Genomic DNA, 16,404 nt, shown 5'->3' with positions numbered 1-16,404 from the left:
GAACCTCCAACCAAGGATTTCCCTTACCGTACCATAACCTTCCGTGATTATCACGAATTAAGGAATGGTTCTACTAGGAAAAGTCTCCCAAATCGGCCGCACCACCCAATCGGTGGCTGCCGAAAATCAAAAAATGGTGACGGTATTGCAGCAGATGGACAAGGAAGAGTCAGCCAACAAGACCTTGGAGTCCCATCTGAAGGTGTCAAGCCGGCAACTCCAGGGGCAGCTGCAGGATGTGGCGACTCTGGAACGCCTGACGGGAGACCAAATTCCCTTAACCCGCACCATCCTGGGCACCACCACGTCGCTGGCATCCATGATGCAAACGGTGCAGCAAAGTGCCGACGCCCAAGCCCAGGACATGGGGGCAGGTAGCCGACCTGAGCCAACGTGAAGAACAGGTGATGGCACGCCTTCAACACACCAGCCAAGACATTCTCAATCAAGATTTAACCCCTGCGGTATCCATAACCCAATCCATGGCAGGGCGATGAAAGAGGGGGGAATATGTCACTTAAAGGCATCGCGATGACCGTCGGTGTGCTGGTGCTGGCGGGGCTCGCGGGACAATCCAGTCTCTTGGCGGCACGGCTTTGGGGGCTGAACCGTGCGCTTCACGAAAATCTGGTGGCCACAGAATCGCTGGTCCAGGTACAAAGGCAGATGGCTGCCAAGAATGATGCGCTGAAAGAGATGCTCAGCTTGACTAAAGGGCTCAAGGGATCGCTCAATTCCTTGAACGCCCGAGCCGATGGCATTCATCAGGATGTGGCGGCGCTCGAGCAGATTAACGGCGCCACCAATCAGCAAGAAGCCAACATTGTCCTCACATCGGCCAAGTCCGGCACCGCGTCGCAAGCAGTCAATCGTCAAGTCGAAACTCTTACCCAGTCAAGCGCCGTACTGCTGCGCACCTTGAAAGCGCTTCAGTCACTGTCTCAAGAGGAGGTTAACGCAATGCGTCAAGTGCTGTCCAACGCAACCACCATCGAGGCGAAGACGCCATGAAATTCCCTCTCATGATGTTGTGGGCGGCAGCGGGATTGTCGGTCATCGGTGCAGGCGCGACCTTCGCCGAAGTCCACTTGCAAAGTCAGGTGGCCACCAAACTTAGCGCGATCCATCAAGAGCTCCAGATTGCCGGCGGCACCACCCAAACACTGAACCAGCAATTGACGCTCTTGGGTGCGGTAAACAACGCATCCGCAGGACTCTCGGCTGGGCTTTCGCAAACCGTCAACGGGACCCAGTCGATCCAGGGGGGGCTCGGCACATTAAACGAAACCGTCGCCTCCATCAATCAGAAGGTCCACACCATCACCGACAACACCAATCAAGCGGCCAACAACTTGCACGCAGGATTGGCTCCCCAGACCACCGTCAACGGGGAACTGAGTCAAGTGGCGCGTGCCAATGATGCCATTCTCACCAATTTAAGCGAACTACTGGCCTTAAACCAGCAGCTGAATCGCGTACTGGAAGAGACAAATTCCAAACTGCCCTAGCCACAGCAGCGCGGTGCACTGAAGAAAGGAGGGAATTTCCATGAAACGAACGCCCGTCGTGCTGGCCACAAGTCTCGTCTTATTCGGGGCTTCGGCTGCGGCCAGCTATCATGCCGCTCCTCATTGGGCGCAATCGGCGGCGCCGACCATTCGCCATGCCCAGCGGCACAACCTGTTTTCCATGGTCAATCGGCTTACCCGTTCCAACCAAGCGCTCCAAAGTCAAGCACAGCAGGTGTTGGATAATCTCCAAGCGGCGCATCAACAACTTGGTGGGCTGAAGGCCGTCAATCATCAATTGTCCGCCGAGGTGGCGGAGAACAACGCCGGACTTAGCGCCATGACCAACGCTATTGGCATCAACCGCGCTCTGGTGCAAAGTCAGCAACAGATTATCTCCCGCGAACATCAAACCCATACGGAGAACGCCGCGGTCGAGATCAATATTTCCCGCCTGGGTGGGCAGGTGAGCGGCGTCGAAAACTCAATGAACAACCTCTACCAAGTTTCAGAGGGATTGTCCGGCAACATGCTGGGACTCTCCACCACCCTTACTGGCGTTTTGTCCGCACTTGAGGCGCTCCAAACCAACACTAGCCTGCCCATTGTGCATGTGCCGGTCACGTCGCTTTTGCCACCCGTATTCGGCTCATCCGGCGCTCTGCCGCCTAAGGCCTCATCTAGAGAAACCACAACCTCACCGTCCTCCACCACCAAGTCAATTCTCTCGCCCCTTAACTCCATCTTGGGAGGGCTGTAGCATGAACCATCACATCATTCCGATCGCGATCCTTGGAGTTGGCCTGGTAGGCACGGGCGTGGGTCTGGCGCGGCAAACGCACCAGCAGCACCTCATTGACCAAGATTCCCGGCGGGTTGTATCAGACCTTTCCAGAACCCGCGGATTGACCGCGTCGGTGGTTACGCATCTTAAGGCCATCCAGGTAATGAACGAAAACCTCGCCACCATTAATGGGCGCATCGCGCGTGTCAACCATAATCTACTGGGCGAAGCAGGAGAAATGTCTGCCATCTTGCAGGGGCAAAACCAGATTTGGGCCACGCTGGCCCGCCTTAATCAGGGACTCAACCAAACCAGCGGGGCGCTCAGGGCCAATCAGTCCAGTGTGGGAGAAACGCTCAGCTATTTCCAGTCCGCACAAGGTCTGGTTCCCGTAACGGAAAAGGAGAATCAGCTGGTTCAGGCACTCACTCAGTCCTCCGCGGAATCAGCCAGCCTCTTGCGGCAAATGGCGAACAAGCTGTCACTTTTGGGCACCGTCTCACGGACCTTGCCCTAGCGCCTCGAAAGTTCGTTATCGCCGGAAGGCTCACAGGCCATTCAGGGTTTGTGGCTGTCCGCATCATCTGGGCCATCCGGCTCGATAACGCGTCATGTTGGAACGCTGCCCGCCTCGGAATGAAATACGGTGGCTATGGCACCTCGTCCCGTGGCTCGAAATGTTTGCCAGCCACCGCTCTCGACCCGGGCATTTCCTCAAATTTCCGCGCCCAACAGCTGCATATCCCGGTAACCTCTTGTCCTCTCGAACGTTATTCACTATGACAGCGGAATGAAGGAGCGAAACTTGCGTGCGGAATTCTTACCTTGCCGGCATTCTCGCCGCGCTCATTGTGGTTTTGGGGGTCATCCAAGTCGTGCGCCCCGTGGGCGATCCCAAGTTGACTGCCGACATCTCATCTTCGGGGCACATTAGCGGGACCCCTCCGTCATTGCCATGGCCATCAGGTGTACAAGCCGACGTTGGCGCATCATCGATCGGCGACTTGCCCCAGCACGGCCCGACAAACGCCGAGCCGATTGGAAGCATGGCTAAAATGATGACGGCCTATCTGGTTTTAAAGGCCCATCCGCTCAGCGTCGGCCAAAACGGCCCGACCCTGGTGGTGACGCCGCAGGACGTATCCCTCTATCAACAGGATGCCAAAACCCAGCAATCGGTGCTCCCCGTGGTGAATGGTGAGCGGGTGTCGGAACTCACCTTATTGGAAGGCCTTCTCGTACCCTCCGGCAATAATGCCGCGACAATGTTAGCCCAATGGGCAGGCGGATCTGTCGCGCATTTCACAGCCGAAATGAATGCCGAGGCAAAAGCGTTGGGGATGCGGCACACTCACTTCAACGGCCCAGTAGGTCTTAACGCCGGGACAGTCAGCACGGCCGCCGACCAAATAACGCTTGCTCGGTTAATCATGAAAAACCCCGTCATTCGACAGATTGTCGCCATGCCCGAGATGCAGGTACCCGGGCCCACACCGGTGGCGTATAACTATAACTACCTCATCGGCCACGGCGGCGTCATCGGCGTGAAGACGGGATCCACCATCGATTCGGGAGGTTGCGTGGTGTTGGCCAAGGATCAAACCGTCAATGGGCGCACGGTTACTGTTTTTTCCTCGGTTCTCGGCCAGCCGGCCACCTCGAAAAATGGGCAGTTGTGGGCCTCCTTGGATGTCGCCAATGCCCTTCTGCAAGCGGCTTCAAAGGATATTCGAACCCATACGGTCATGCAAACAGGCGAGACGGTGGGCTATTTGAAGGCTCCGTGGCAGTCGCCCGTTTCCCTGGTCACCGCAAAATCGATCCAGATTCTAGGATGGTCCGGGCTCCCCTATCAGGTCAAGCTCAAGGCTCATCTGGGAAATGTCCATTCGCTGCCAGCGGGCACGGTGGTTGGGACGCTCACCATTAACACCGGCTCCCAGCACATCACGGTTCCGGTCAAAACAGCCACAGCGCTAACCCCTCCCTCCATAGCCTACCGATTAACCCGTTAAGTTGGGTTGCGAACCGAAGGAAGGACTGGATCGCCAGATTGGTCCGGTCCTTCCTTCATACAACGGGAGCGACGCCGACACGGTTCCTCCATTTTTTGCGGGCCTTGTTCGACACGGGCCATCTTGACCGGACAACCTACATGGTTAAACTAAGGTTATCAATCCGAACTTTCAGGAGGGTTTGCCATGCTGGTTACCATTACTTATTGCACGGCCTGAGGCTACCTTTCTCATGCCACCCGGGTGGTGGGCGAAATTTTAAATGAGTATAAGAACCGTGTTACGGAAGCCAAGGTGATTCCCTCGTCGGGCGGCGTGTTCGAAGTGCAGGTCAACGGCACCATGGTCTTCTCCAAAAAGGATGAAGGCGACCGATTCCCGGACCCCGGCGAAATACTGCAACGCATGACCCAAATAGCGGCCCGCTAAGGCCGCTTTTTCATCACTCGCCAAATCCTCATTGCGATCACGAATAATATAGGCAGAAAAAATTCTTAGACGGGTAATGGGAGGGTCTAATGCACTGCCCCAGTTGTGAGCGGGACATTTTTCCGGGCTCCAAATTCTGCCGCCATTGCGGAGCACGGCTGACCAGCCCGTGGCTCCGCCTCCGAGCACGTCTTCGTGGCTTCCACTGGCCGTGGAAGAAAACCGTACTGGCCTCGGTAGCCGTTGTGCTAGTCCTCGGCGTGGTCTTTACCGGATACCAGACCGTTCGCGCCATTAGCCAGATGCCGCGGCTGGGGGATTTGGTGAACGTCGCCACCGCCGGCCAGGATTCGGTCGTCTATGACCGGTACAACAAGCCAGTCGCCTATTTGCATCTCAACATCAACCGCATCGACGTTCCGCTCTCCGCTATTTCGCCCAACATGCGAAAAGCGGTGGTGGCGATCGAAGACCATAACTTTTGGCATCAGAATGGTCTCGATATCCGGGCCATCGGACGGGCCGCCATTCATGACCTGCTCCATACCGGCGGGCTGGAGGGAGCCAGCACCATTTCTGAGCAACTGGCCAAAATGCTTTACTTGCGGGACAACCGGACGTTAAGCTACAAAATACAGGAATTCATGCTGGGACTCGAGTTGGCCCATCGCTACAGCAAGGCGCATATTTTGGACATGTATCTTAACGAGGTGTACCTCGGCAACGGTGCTTACGGTATTGATGCCGCAGCCCGCGCCTATTTCGACGAGTCCCCCGATCAGCTGACGCTCGCACAGGCCTCGATGCTGGCGGGACTTCCCCAGGCACCGAGTCTCTACGATCCGCTCACCCACTACCGATTGGCCCGCGCCCGGCAGAAGTTAGTGCTGCAGGCCATGGTCAAATACGGGGATGTCACGGCAGCCCAGGCACGCGCCGCCTATCGGGCTCCACTTCATTTCAATCCCCAAAATATCAATGCCCCCAAGGGATCGACCCCGTATCCGTACCCGTGGTACATTCAGCATGTCATTCATCAATTGGAAACGGAGGGACTTTCGCCCCAAGAGGTTTATGATGGGGGGCTAAAAATCTACACCAACCTTGACCCCACCATCTACGCCATTGCCCAACAAGCGGTCGATCAGTGGATGAACAAAAACTTCGGCGCCAACCCCGCCTTTCAAGCGGCCGTGACGGTGGAAGACCCGCACTCTGGTGCGGTTTGGGCAGTTATTGGCGGGCGCAGCTATCAAGGCAACGGGCCCGAGGATTTGGCAACCAACCCGAACGTCCAGCGCTCGTCCGGGTCCTCCATCAAGCCGCTCATGGACTACACCGAGGCGATTGTCAAAGGCTATTCGGAAATGTCCGTGATTCAGGATGTCCCCATTTTTCAGCACGTCAACGGCGAGGCGTGGTGGCCGCAAAATGATGATCACGTCTATCGCGGCTATATCACCTTGCGGGACGCCCTGGCCATTTCCGACAATGACGCTGCCGTCCACCTTTTGCGGCGCGTCGGCGTCCAGTACGGATTCAACTTTGCGACAAAGAAGTTTGGGCTTCCGTTGCCGCGCGCGGATGCGCAGCAGATTGGCATCGCCATCGGTGGCTTTGCCAAGGGCGGGGTGAACGTTTCAGAGATGACGCGGGCCTATAGCGCCTTTCCTAATCAAGGGACGCTGATGAAGCCCATTTGGGTGCGCCAGGTCGTGAATGGCCAAGGGCGGGTCATCAAATCCGCCCGGCCCCATGGACGCCATATTTTCAGCGCCGCCGTGGCCTTTATCATGAACAACATGCTAAGTCGGGTCCTGACCCCGACGGCACTTCCTGGCATCGGCCCCAACGCCTATGCGACCGGGGTTCATCTCGGCATCGGGCGGCCGGCAGCGGGAAAAACGGGGACCAGCAACGGGGAGCGGGATGCCTGGTTCATTGGCTATGAGCCGCAAATGGTCGTGGGGGTCTGGGAAGGCAATGCCGCCCATGACATTCCCCAGCCTAGCACGCCCAATGGGCCAGCCTACGGGGCGGTGGCCGCAGGCCCGATTTGGCAGCAAATCATGGAACAGGTGAATCAAGCGGAGCATCTTCCGCCGAAGCCTTTCCCCAAGCCCCATAACGTGATTTATTTACCGCACATCTCCATAACCTCGGGAAAGCTTGCCAGTCCGCACACGCCCAGTCAGGACATTGAAGGCGGCTGGTTCATCAAAGGAACCCAACCCACGACGACAGGGCACACGCACGAAGTGGTTCGCGTGCCGGCCTTCGATCCCCATGTGTTGTGGGAACCAGGCTGCGGGCCGGCAATTAACGCCATCTTTTTGAAGCCCGAACCCGATTGGCACAAAGGGGTTCCCATGCCCTGGGATAGCATTTACTGGCCGCCAACCGAACCATGCACAACCGTCGTGCCCTCGGGTCCTTCCGGGCCTCCGAGCCCTCCGGGACCTCCGGGATTCGGTGGACCCCCAGGAAAACAGCCAAAACATGGGCACCATCACTAAGAAGATGACGAAAGCGCTGGACGGTGTCATGCTAGAACAAAGAAGGATGGTGGTGCCGCAGCAATGCTTCGTGCCTATGCACTTTTTGTCTTGGCAGGCTTCTGTGAAATCGGCGGCGGGTATTTAGTGTGGCAATGGCTCCGCGAGGGCAAGCCGGTATGGTGGGGTCTGGTGGGCGGCCTAGTGCTGTTTTTGTACGGCATTGTCGCGACCCTGCAAGCTTTTTCGTCGTTTGGCCGCGTTTATGCCGCATATGGCGGCATCTTCATCATCATGGCGGTTCTCTGGGGCTGGGGTGTGGATCGCCGCCGACCTGATCTTTCCGAATGGATCGGCGCCGCCATTTGCTTAATCGGAGTCAGTGTGATGCTTTGGCGGCGATAGCACTCATTGCCAAGAGAACCAATCACTGCCGTGATCCCTTTTCGCCAAAAACCCTTATGGAATGCGCATATTACCAGCGGGGGGTGGTCAAGCTGTTCAAACACGAAGACGTCTTGCTTTTCCCGGTTGAGGTGTCCGGCTCTGATCCGTCGGCCGCCGCGATGCTGCAAGAGCAGTTCGGCGGTGCCAACGGCGAACTCAAGGCGTTGCTGCAATACCTGGTGCAGAGTTTCGGGACGCCCGATCCGCTTACCCGGCAGCTCTTGCTCAACATCGCCGTTGAGGAAGCCAGCCACTTGGAAATAGTAGGAACCGCCATCGTTCAGCTGATGGCCATGGATGTCACGCCGTACAACGCCAGTGTCAATCTAAAGCCCTCGTTGGCGGCCACGGGCCATTCGCTCAAAGAAGCGCCTTCACTGGTGCATAAGATGGTGAACTTGGGCGGTGTAGGCCCGTTGGTGGTCGACTCCAGCGGCGCCCCTTTCACCGGGAACTTCATTAACTCGACAGGCGATATCGTTTCCAATTTGATGTCCGACGTCGCCGCGGAACTTCGCGCCGGCCGCGTCTATCATCAGTTGCGGCGAAGCATCAACGACCCCGGGCTTAACCGGGCGCTGGAGTTTCTCGAAGAACGGGAAGCGACTCATAGCACCATGTTTGCCGAAGCGGTGGAACGCGTTAAGGATGAAGGGATCGTCAGCGATCAAGGCTACACCGTAGTGGCTCAACGCCCGCCGGCCCTCTCCGAACCGTTTGACCAGCTATTGGCGGCCATGGCAAAAAAGCTTCCTGGTGCGCCGCTGGACGAGGCCATTGGTCCGGACGCGGTACCGGTCCAGTTGGCCACCGGGGACGACCATCTGTTGCCGTTGTCGTGACAACCTCTCCCCAACGAGAGCGGGGGCCTTCGGGCTCCCGCTCCTCGTATCTCTCGCCTAATCCACCACATCCATACTGGCTCCATCCTCGACCCAAGTTCGTAAAATTTCCGCCGCCCGCGGATGAAGGCGAATTCAGCCACCACTCGCGGGCGTGCCCAGACTCTCTAAATCCCGGGTTTCGCGTAGACAGATGAGTCGGGAAGTGGTGAGCACCGCTATGCGATCAGGATCATCATCCGGCCGACTCTTCAACAACTGCCAATGACCGACCGGCGTCGGGCTGTCGGGCTTCCCAACCCCCACAACAAAGGTCGCTACCTGGTAATCGCCGTCATAGACCTCAAGACGTGCAGCCTGTCGACGAAGGACAAAACGCACCGGATCACCCCCTGGTACACCCGATATGTATTCTCCCCGGAAAGCGTGCCGCCGCTGGCGGGTTCATTCACGAATAACCAACAATACGCCGAGGACAATGAAGGCAGCCCCTACCCAGAACGTCCAGGACACCTGTTCGCCCAGAACTAGCCACCCCAGAAATGTCCCAACCAATGGCTGAAAAAAGAAATAAAGCCCTCCACTCGACGCGTCAACCATCTTAAGCCCTTGATTCCAGAGAAAGAATGCCCCCGCCGTGGAGATAATCCCAAGATACAAAACGCCGCCCCAAAGAATGGGGTGAGATAGAAGAACGCTTAACCCCTGCCATTGGCGAAGACTAAGCGGGGTGACGACAATGGTCGCAATAAGGATGGCATAGGTGGTCACCAACAATGGCGGAAAACGCCCTGGTACCCGCTTCACCAGCACCGACATAAGCGCCCAGGCGAGCGCCGCAAGCAAAAGAATCAAACCCCCGGCTTGGTAGTTCCGCCCGACGCCCCCCACACCGACAATCAACAAAACGCCTAGGGTTGCTATGACCACCGAGATTCCCCGCCGTACGGTAATCTTCTCACCCAGCAGCAGTCGACCGAATACCACCATAAATGCGGGCGTTGCCGACGTAATCATGGCTCCTAATTGCGCGGAGGACAACTTAGTCCCGAGAAACTGCGCCCAAATGGATATCACATACCCAACGATGCCAATGGCAGCAACCCACAGCGCATCCCGCCAGCGCATGCGCCACGGTTGTCGGGTCACCAGCAGGACCAGCACCAGCGCTGCTAACCCGACAATATATCGCAGCCACAACAGCATTAGGGGTTGCACCGTGGCCAACACTATCTTGCTCACGACGTACATGCCGCCCCAAATGCTGGCCGCGAGCGCCATCCAAATGGCGCCCCAATACCTAGAGCGCATCGTGCGGACCGAAAGCCATCTTCTGCAGCCGGCGGGGACATGCCTTCGCGGTCATATGAACCTCGCAATAGAACACTCTATTACCCCTACTAATTATTTTCTTCCCCGCAAATGCATCACACGATCGCATTGCCTGTCCCTAACGCCGGGCACCATTTCTGGCACCGTCCACATGGGGCCATCCACGCGCGCTGTCCGCTCCATCGGCAACCCAATGACCCGCTCTTTGAAAGCGCTCGTCCACCAAGATTCGCGCCTGGCCACTACCCAGCGAATGTCCGCCAAATACGGCAAACCGCCCTCGTATCTTGCATCCGCCCAGTGAAAGGTTGGCAACAGGGACTGCCGGGCATCCCAAGATGGTGCAACCCCGCAGCTCTGACACGGGTTGGTTGCCTCGGTCCGAACCGGTCGGTTGTCTCAGTGGATCACGGCCCCTAGAGGACTTCCCCGAACGAACGCCCCTATCCTGTCTGTTTGGCTTCCATGGTCCTGGGCTGCGTCTTTCCCCGAAGGGCTGATAGTCCCGCTGCCACCACCGACAATATTGCCGATATCGTAAAAGCCTCCGTGAGTCCCCGCGCGAATGCCGCATGCCCGCTGGCGGCCACCGAGGCGTCCACACCGGCGAGGAACCCGCTGAGCTGACCGCTTCCCATCACCCCAGCGAGAATCGCGAAGGAGATGCTCATGGAAAACAATTGGCCGGTATTGAAGAGCAGCGTACGGGTGCTGGCCGCCACACCTCGCCGGTCGGGCGGAACCGCTCCCATCACCGCGCTGGTGTTGGGGGAATTGAAAAGACCGTTGCCAATGCCGGAGAGCGCCAGCCCGAGAGCGATGACTGAGTACTGAGCAAGGCCGCTCTTGGCAAGAATCAACAACGCCACAGCCGTCACCAATAGCCCGCCTGAGGCCAGTTCGCGCGACCCCATGCGGTCCGAGAGTCGGCCGGCGATGGGCCCGACAATGATGATGGAGAAAGACAGCGGCAACATCCGCAATCCGGCTTGCAGCGGCGTGTCTCCATCAAAGCCTTGGAACGCGAACACCATCAGAAACATCAAAGCGCCGCGGGCCAGTGCGTTCAGCAACAGCGAGAGGTTGCCGAAAGCAAACAGGCGATTTTTAAAGAGCTGCAAGTCAATCAAGGGACTAGCCGTTTCCCCTTCTGCCCACGCAAACACCGCCAGCACCGCCGCACCGCCGCCAATCATCCAAGGAGCCCGTCCCCCATGGCCTTGGACAATCTCGGTAAGCCCTAGCAGCATGGAGACAATGCCTGCCATAAAGAGAGCCATACCGCGCCAATCAAATCGCTCCCCGTGGTCGACGGTTGCAATTTCTTTGAGCGCCAGAAAAGTCCAGAGAGCCCCAAACGTTCCGATGGGCAGATTCACGAAGAAAATCCAGCGCCATCCCAAAGCGGCGGTAATGACACCGCCCAAGAGAAGGCCGCCCACGCTGCCGGTCAAGGCCGCCACCTGATTGATGCCGAGGGCAAAACCTCGACCAGACTTCGGAAATGCATCGGTTACAATGGCCGTCGAGTTAGACCAAAGCAAGGCCGCGCCAATGCCTTGAATGAGACGGCCAAAAAGCAGGAGATGGCCGCTCGGTGCAAATCCACAGAGCGCCGAGGACCCGGTGAAAATCACGAAGCCGTAGCCATACATCCGGACCCGTCCATGCAAGTCCGCCAAGCGGCCAAACGGCAGCAACAGCGCCGTGATCATCACCGTGTATCCCATCATGATCCATAGCATTAAGGCTACCCCAGTATGCATTTGCCGTGCAATTGTCGGTAGACTAACGGTTAAAATTGATCCGTCCAATGAAGCCATTAAGGCGCCAATGGTGGTATTTATGAGCACCACCCGTTGATGGCTCCGAGTGGTCGGATTGGACGACCAGGGCCCTTGTTCAGGCTCCTCCACTGTCGTGTTTTCCCCCAAGAATCCATCCCTCCACAAATGACTGAGTGCCCCGTTCACGCTGGGTATGTGAATACCGTAACACAACGGTGAAGGCCGAAGCAGATGCGGAAGAGACGGTCGGTGACCATCATGCCCGGTGTGGTGCAAAAACCTCACGATTTCATACTCTTGCGCTTCGTTTTAAGAAAATGCGAAAGCCAACAAACGCAGCATGAGGACTTGTGCGTGAACATTAGGGCATCGTTATCATCACCCGATATCCCCGCCGTAGGGCTCGGAAGGTTGGCCGACGATCGTCATTCTTCGAAGGCGACCAATTCCAGTATGTTCCCGAACGGATCCCGAAAGGCAATCCAAGGGCCAAAAGGTGAATACTGAGGCTCCGGCGTCAAAATGTCGACGCCTTCAGCGTTGAGAAACCGAAGGCTTTCATAAATATCGAAACTGGGAAAGCCCAAGCTGACCCGGACATCGTCTAGCTCCGCGGGGTGTGAAGTTTTGGCCAAATGGAGCAACAGCGAAACATGTTCGTCGTGGAGCTCCACGGCCAACGGTCTCAGCTCACGCTTGACCTCCAACCCCAGCACTCGTGAAAAAAAGCTTTTAGCTACCTCCAAATCCGTCACAAAGATACTTACTTGCCCGACCCCCATATCCCCATCCCCCTTCATGCCAAGGCCTTAGCCAGTCGTTCCAGCTCTTCACCAATCGCCCAGCCCAATTGATACCCGCGAAGAATTGATTCGGGCAAGCGTTCAAACCCTTCATCATAGAGAATCACCCGTGTTCCCCCATCTTCCGGAACCAAGAGGATGGTGATTTTAAGCGGCGCGTCAACCATCAACGAGTGGTCTGCTTCCCGCCATAAAAAAGCCATCCGGCGGTTGGGCTCCCACTCCACGATATCGCCCGATTCAATGGACCCATGCTCTTGCATCTGCACGTATCCCCCGAGACCGGGGCGAAACTCAGTGATCGACGACCACCAGCTCTCCATACCCTCGCGCGTGCTCAGGTACGGCCAAACACGCTCAGGTGGTGCATCAACATGAATTGTCTGGGCAATGCGCGGTCGCCCACCCTGATAGCTAAGCTCAACCAGATAGTCCTTCCAGCCGACGCGGTACGGGAACCCAGAGGGTTTGGGCAACGCATGCTGCACGACGACCTCAGAGATGTTCTCATCCGTGCAGACGAGACTCCAGGTTACCTCTGATTCCATGCCCGGTTCCGGCCACTGATAGGTGATGCGTTGGCCTTCCAACCTCCGAATCTCCGGTCCCAATTCCTCGTGAAACCACCTTTTTACCCGTTCGGGCTCCGAAAGGTAGGGCCAAATCTCGGCTGCCGAGGCACGAATGGCGATGCGCTCTATGACGACTTGTCCCTCCTGGTTCGAATCAACCGCGATGCGGGTTTCGCCGCGCTCGCACCAAGCCCGCAACGCCCGGAGCCAGAGCGACCACAAGGTGCGCCATGTCCAATCGGAGTCCTCGTCGTCGGGCCCTAAGTCCTGGCGTACAGTCACCTCGGTATAGACGACGTTTGACCAGCCGCCTTGGGGAAGTGAGGAGACAATCCATTCCACCGGCGTACGGTGCCCGTCAATCGCCCACACGAATGCCAAACGCGTATCCCGCTCCACATCCTGAATATCCCCGAGAATTTCCCCCCGAGGCGCCACACCTCCCCGAATTGCCACTGGCCCACCGCTATTCAATTCCATATCAGCAGCATCGGCCGCCCAGAGCCGCAGTTCCCGAGCGTCCGTAAGTGCGCGCCAAGCTAGCTTCGGCGCGACCGCCATTTGTATTTTGGACTCAATGACTATGCTTGATATCCCCGCTTTCTCGGCTGAAAGCCGTCGTCCGTGGGTTGTCCCGCTCAACCACCTCTTTAAGGTCACGAAGATGCATTCGCCAGAACTTTTGATAGCGTGACAGCCAATCGGTCCACAACATCTCCAACCGTTCTGGCTGGAGGGTATAAATGCGGTGCCGCCCCTCGCGGTGTTCCCGAACCAGGTCGGCTTCCCGCAGCACCGCCAGATGCTGGGAGACGGCAGGACGCGTAATGTCGGGAAAATGGCGGGCTATTTCCCCTGCTGGCAGAGGTCCCTCCATGAGCACATCAAGAATGGCCCGCCGTACAGGGTCGCGTACCGCGTCCCAGACCGCATCATGCGGTCCTCGGGTCCGCCTGCTCGTGGGCTTGTCAGCGTTGCTGCATCACCACCGGTCGGGAATAGGCTTGTAGCCGCACCCTGCCCTGAAGGTCATTTGTTTTTGAGGGTATCCGGAATTCATGATTGATCACAGACTTTTCACTCACCGTCAGAGTGGCACGTTTCAGGTTGATCGGGGCAATGGTCGTGGTTAAGATTTTTAGCAAAAGAGGTGGATCCAGGTCCACCTCTTAGTGTACGAACGCCCCCGAATCTGCACGATTCACACCGCGAAGTAAATTCTCAGGCGTTGAGCGTTGCTACTCGACCCAAATCCTGGCAATGTGTAATTAGGGAGGGATATCTCATGGAAATGCGAATGGACCCACCGACGGACTACTATGACGAGCAACTCAAGACCGTGGACGAAAACATCGTGGCGTCGATCGCGACGCGCCAGCACCTATCTCACGGAAAGCCCGGGTTTCCCAAGGTCGCATACCTAGAGCGGTGGGCTCAGCAATACGAAATTCCCGTCTCCATCCTGCACCAGACCTTCTCGACCCTCTTTCGTTGGCACGTAGTGCGTGAACGAGTTCAGCCCGATCAATTCGAACGCTTTGTGCCGATAATGGCCGCCGAACCACACGGGAACCTCTTAGCCCTGGTGCCCTATCTCCGTCAATACAACAACTGCAGCGTCGTGTCGGTCCAACTGGAGAGTCCGCAGCTGGGTGATGGTCCGGTTCACGTTGACCTCGACATTGCGGGCTACGAGTGTATGCGGCACGCTGGCGGGGGAAGCCGGGCTTACTGGCATCAAGAGTTCGTTGTCACCCCGGTGATCCCGGACGACGAGGCAACGTCTCTCGCCATGATCGTGCACATCGAATCGAACAATAGGATGCGGGGACCGCGAGTTGGGGAACCGGCTCCCAAGCCGATTCCACCAACCACCATTCGATTCCATCGGAGCAGCAAACGCGACTAGGACCAAACAGAGTCCATGCACTTACGCCCCCAAGAGCTGATCATTCGCTACATGAAGAAGCTGCGCTCGCTCGCTGACTTTCCGTAACGTCTACACCCGGTTCTGCACTGGCGGAGCGCAGCAATAGCTGTTGCCATCGCGATGCACGGCACAGCCCGCGGCTCGCCACCATCGCCGGGATCCCTCGCTTGACGAGTCAGTCCCTACGGCCAGTCGACCATAACGGTCGCGGCGGTGAGCGGTAATCGCCACCCTCGCCTTCCGCTTGCGGACAATGCATATGGGTGGCCCCGTCTCCAGCCATGGGTCGATATTGTTGGGATTGTCCCGTTTCTTAGCGTAGAATGGAAAGCGGAGGCGGTGTCAGCCGCTGGCTTCAACGCTCATGGATTAGGGAGAGGAACACGATATGAAAAGAATGTGGGTCACGGGCATCTTCTTGCTGGCGGTCGGGGTGGCCGCTGGATTTCTATGGGGGCGCTACGCCCCACAATCCGGCCTGCGCGCTGCCGGCGACACGGATATTGAGCAGGCCGCATGGTATTTTCACACCGCACGGCATGAACCGGCCCCGTCACCCCGAGCCCGCTGGACCAGTGAAGGCATGGGATACCTCAGGGCCTCGGTGCAACCTCTCACAAGCCTCGGCGTGCCGCGGATGCAGGGCATGGCAACGGCTGTCAACCAAGCGGCCTATGATGTCCTTGTGACCCACAAGGCCACGCCCCAGGAGCACCGGCTGTTCACGTTGTTCCAGCGAGAATTCTACTCGAAGCTGTCGACGTACGGGACGGGGCCCATCCCGACGGCGAAATTGAAACAGGCCGCCGCAAGCGTTGAGTCCGCCGTTTCAGGACGATAGCGCTCCGCGTTCCAGCGGAACATACGCCCCCGAATGCGCCGCTACAGACTTCGGATGATCACCGCGGCCATTCACGGTCTAGCAAACCGTACACGACACTGTCGTTGAATTCGTCGTCCAGTTTGAACGCCTCGCGGATGATGCCCTCCTGTTGAAAACCCAACCGCTCCGGGATCGCCCGACTCCGGGTGTTACCCATATTGGCTCGTATCTCAATCCGGTGAAGGGCCAATTCACCAAAGGCGTAGGTAATCAGGGCTCGACAGGACCGGGTCATGATGCCACGACCCTCGTAGGCCTGGCCGATCCAATACCCAATGGAGGCACTCTGATTGCTCCGATTGATGTGGAGCCCGATCGTGCCGACCAGCTTGTCCTGATACCAAATTCCCGCATTCACCTCGCTTCCCGCAGCAAAACTCCGCAACGTCGTATCGATAAACGCCAACGTGTCTTCAACAGCCCTCGTGTGCTTCGCGAACGGCAACCAAGCCCCAATGTAATCTGCGCTGTCCACGATGAGGTTAAAGAACTCCTGGGCGTGGACTTAGGTCAAGAATTTAGACACCTCGAATTCGGGGTTTTGTCACGAAACCGACTGTCGGGCGGCCGTGGCGAC

The 16,404-nt window shown here is 57.6% G+C and carries 16 protein-coding genes and 3 pseudogenes; 12 read left to right on the top strand and 7 right to left on the bottom strand.

Going from position 1 to position 16,404, the window contains the following annotated elements; translation table 11 throughout:
- Positions 1–64: 64 nt before the first annotated feature.
- The 10 genes and pseudogenes from HIJ39_RS16660 to HIJ39_RS16615 all read left to right on the top strand — a co-directional run bounded on the left by HIJ39_RS16660 (position 65) and on the right by HIJ39_RS16615 (position 8,520).
- Positions 65–397, top strand: coding sequence for a hypothetical protein (locus tag HIJ39_RS16660; RefSeq protein WP_169101674.1), 333 nt, complete (start codon positions 65–67; stop codon positions 395–397).
- Positions 398–510: 113 nt separating this feature from the next.
- Entirely contained in the window at positions 511–1,011 is a 501-nt protein-coding gene (locus tag HIJ39_RS16655; RefSeq protein ID WP_169101672.1) for a hypothetical protein, read from the top strand.
- Positions 1,008–1,508 carry a hypothetical protein gene (locus HIJ39_RS16650; protein WP_169101670.1) on the top strand — a complete coding sequence of 167 codons (501 nt, stop codon included), beginning with the start codon at positions 1,008–1,010 and terminating at the stop codon, positions 1,506–1,508. Before HIJ39_RS16655 ends, HIJ39_RS16650 begins: the two co-directional genes overlap by 4 nt.
- A 40-nt stretch (positions 1,509–1,548) precedes the next feature.
- A complete protein-coding gene (locus HIJ39_RS16645) occupies positions 1,549–2,268 on the top strand; it encodes a hypothetical protein (protein ID WP_169101668.1) in 720 nt (239 codons plus the stop codon).
- A 1-nt stretch (position 2,269) separates the two neighbouring features.
- Positions 2,270–2,809, top strand: coding sequence for a hypothetical protein (locus HIJ39_RS16640; protein ID WP_169101666.1), 540 nt, complete (start codon positions 2,270–2,272; stop codon positions 2,807–2,809).
- 292 nt (positions 2,810–3,101) lie between these two features.
- Positions 3,102–4,307, top strand: a complete 1,206-nt coding sequence (locus HIJ39_RS16635) for a D-alanyl-D-alanine carboxypeptidase (RefSeq protein WP_169101664.1) — start codon at positions 3,102–3,104, stop codon at positions 4,305–4,307.
- Positions 4,308–4,538: 231 nt separating this feature from the next.
- Positions 4,539–4,736, top strand: a pseudogene (locus HIJ39_RS16630) (SelT/SelW/SelH family protein); the annotation flags it as partial.
- 89 nt (positions 4,737–4,825) lie between these two features.
- Positions 4,826–7,252: a transglycosylase domain-containing protein gene (locus HIJ39_RS16625; protein WP_169101660.1), complete on the top strand. Its 2,427-nt coding sequence runs from the start codon at positions 4,826–4,828 to the stop codon at positions 7,250–7,252.
- 63 nt (positions 7,253–7,315) lie between these two features.
- Positions 7,316–7,636, top strand: a complete 321-nt coding sequence (locus HIJ39_RS16620) for a YnfA family protein (protein ID WP_169101659.1) — start codon at positions 7,316–7,318, stop codon at positions 7,634–7,636.
- An 83-nt stretch (positions 7,637–7,719) separates the two neighbouring features.
- Entirely contained in the window at positions 7,720–8,520 is an 801-nt protein-coding gene (locus tag HIJ39_RS16615; RefSeq protein WP_169101657.1) for a manganese catalase family protein, read from the top strand.
- A gap of 135 nt (positions 8,521–8,655) precedes the next feature.
- Here the strand turns inward: HIJ39_RS16615 and HIJ39_RS16610 are convergent, their stop codons facing one another.
- From HIJ39_RS16610 to HIJ39_RS16585, 6 genes and pseudogenes are all read right to left on the bottom strand, one after another.
- Positions 8,656–8,901 (bottom strand): L,D-transpeptidase, encoded by a 246-nt coding sequence (locus HIJ39_RS16610; protein ID WP_169101654.1) that lies wholly within the window; start codon positions 8,899–8,901, stop codon positions 8,656–8,658.
- Between the two features lie 63 nt (positions 8,902–8,964).
- Positions 8,965–9,831 carry a DMT family transporter gene (locus HIJ39_RS16605; RefSeq protein ID WP_169101652.1) on the bottom strand — a complete coding sequence of 289 codons (867 nt, stop codon included), beginning with the start codon at positions 9,829–9,831 and terminating at the stop codon, positions 8,965–8,967.
- Positions 9,832–10,295: 464 nt separating this feature from the next.
- Positions 10,296–11,786, bottom strand: coding sequence for an MFS transporter (locus tag HIJ39_RS16600; protein WP_169101650.1), 1,491 nt, complete (start codon positions 11,784–11,786; stop codon positions 10,296–10,298).
- 278 nt (positions 11,787–12,064) lie between these two features.
- Entirely contained in the window at positions 12,065–12,421 is a 357-nt protein-coding gene (locus tag HIJ39_RS16595; protein WP_169101648.1) for a VOC family protein, read from the bottom strand.
- 14 nt (positions 12,422–12,435) lie between these two features.
- Complete coding sequence (locus tag HIJ39_RS16590) at positions 12,436–13,575, bottom strand: SRPBCC domain-containing protein (RefSeq protein WP_169101646.1); 1,140 nt, start codon at positions 13,573–13,575, stop codon at positions 12,436–12,438.
- A 13-nt stretch (positions 13,576–13,588) separates the two neighbouring features.
- A pseudogene (locus HIJ39_RS16585) lies at positions 13,589–13,933 on the bottom strand (metalloregulator ArsR/SmtB family transcription factor); the annotation flags it as partial.
- Positions 13,934–14,299: 366 nt separating this feature from the next.
- Here HIJ39_RS16585 and HIJ39_RS16580 point away from each other — a divergent pair.
- Positions 14,300–14,923 carry a hypothetical protein gene (locus tag HIJ39_RS16580; RefSeq protein WP_169101644.1) on the top strand — a complete coding sequence of 208 codons (624 nt, stop codon included), beginning with the start codon at positions 14,300–14,302 and terminating at the stop codon, positions 14,921–14,923.
- 409 nt (positions 14,924–15,332) lie between these two features.
- The gene (locus tag HIJ39_RS16575) at positions 15,333–15,785 is read left to right on the top strand and encodes a hypothetical protein (protein ID WP_169101642.1); all 453 of its coding nucleotides are present in this window, start codon (positions 15,333–15,335) and stop codon (positions 15,783–15,785) included.
- 58 nt (positions 15,786–15,843) lie between these two features.
- Here HIJ39_RS16575 and HIJ39_RS16570 read toward each other — a convergent pair.
- A pseudogene (locus tag HIJ39_RS16570) lies at positions 15,844–16,308 on the bottom strand (GNAT family N-acetyltransferase); the annotation flags it as partial.
- Between the last annotated feature and the right edge of the window lie 96 nt (positions 16,309–16,404).

This window comes from Sulfobacillus harzensis, from assembly GCF_012933365.1.
Lineage (GTDB): Bacteria > Bacillota > Sulfobacillia > Sulfobacillales > Sulfobacillaceae > Sulfobacillus_B > Sulfobacillus_B harzensis.
Note: the sequence above shows the minus strand (reverse complement) of the source record. Positions and strands in the feature narration are given on the sequence as shown.

Excerpts from the sequence above, each read along its gene's own strand:
- HIJ39_RS16660 (WP_169101674.1), top strand. The coding sequence starts at position 65 with ATGGTTCTACTAGGAAAAGTCTCCCAAATCGGCCGCACCACCCAATCG.
- HIJ39_RS16655 (WP_169101672.1), top strand. The coding sequence starts at position 511 with ATGTCACTTAAAGGCATCGCGATGACCGTCGGTGTGCTGGTGCTGGCG.
- HIJ39_RS16650 (WP_169101670.1), top strand. The coding sequence starts at position 1,008 with ATGAAATTCCCTCTCATGATGTTGTGGGCGGCAGCGGGATTGTCGGTC.
- HIJ39_RS16645 (WP_169101668.1), top strand. The coding sequence starts at position 1,549 with ATGAAACGAACGCCCGTCGTGCTGGCCACAAGTCTCGTCTTATTCGGG.
- HIJ39_RS16640 (WP_169101666.1), top strand. The coding sequence starts at position 2,270 with ATGAACCATCACATCATTCCGATCGCGATCCTTGGAGTTGGCCTGGTA.
- HIJ39_RS16625 (WP_169101660.1), top strand. The coding sequence starts at position 4,826 with ATGCACTGCCCCAGTTGTGAGCGGGACATTTTTCCGGGCTCCAAATTC.
- HIJ39_RS16620 (WP_169101659.1), top strand. The coding sequence starts at position 7,316 with ATGCTTCGTGCCTATGCACTTTTTGTCTTGGCAGGCTTCTGTGAAATC.
- HIJ39_RS16605 (WP_169101652.1), bottom strand. The coding sequence starts at position 9,831 with ATGCGCTCTAGGTATTGGGGCGCCATTTGGATGGCGCTCGCGGCCAGC.
- HIJ39_RS16595 (WP_169101648.1), bottom strand. The coding sequence starts at position 12,421 with ATGGGGGTCGGGCAAGTAAGTATCTTTGTGACGGATTTGGAGGTAGCT.
- HIJ39_RS16590 (WP_169101646.1), bottom strand. The coding sequence starts at position 13,575 with ATGGCGGTCGCGCCGAAGCTAGCTTGGCGCGCACTTACGGACGCTCGG.
- HIJ39_RS16580 (WP_169101644.1), top strand. The coding sequence starts at position 14,300 with ATGGAAATGCGAATGGACCCACCGACGGACTACTATGACGAGCAACTC.
- HIJ39_RS16575 (WP_169101642.1), top strand. The coding sequence starts at position 15,333 with ATGAAAAGAATGTGGGTCACGGGCATCTTCTTGCTGGCGGTCGGGGTG.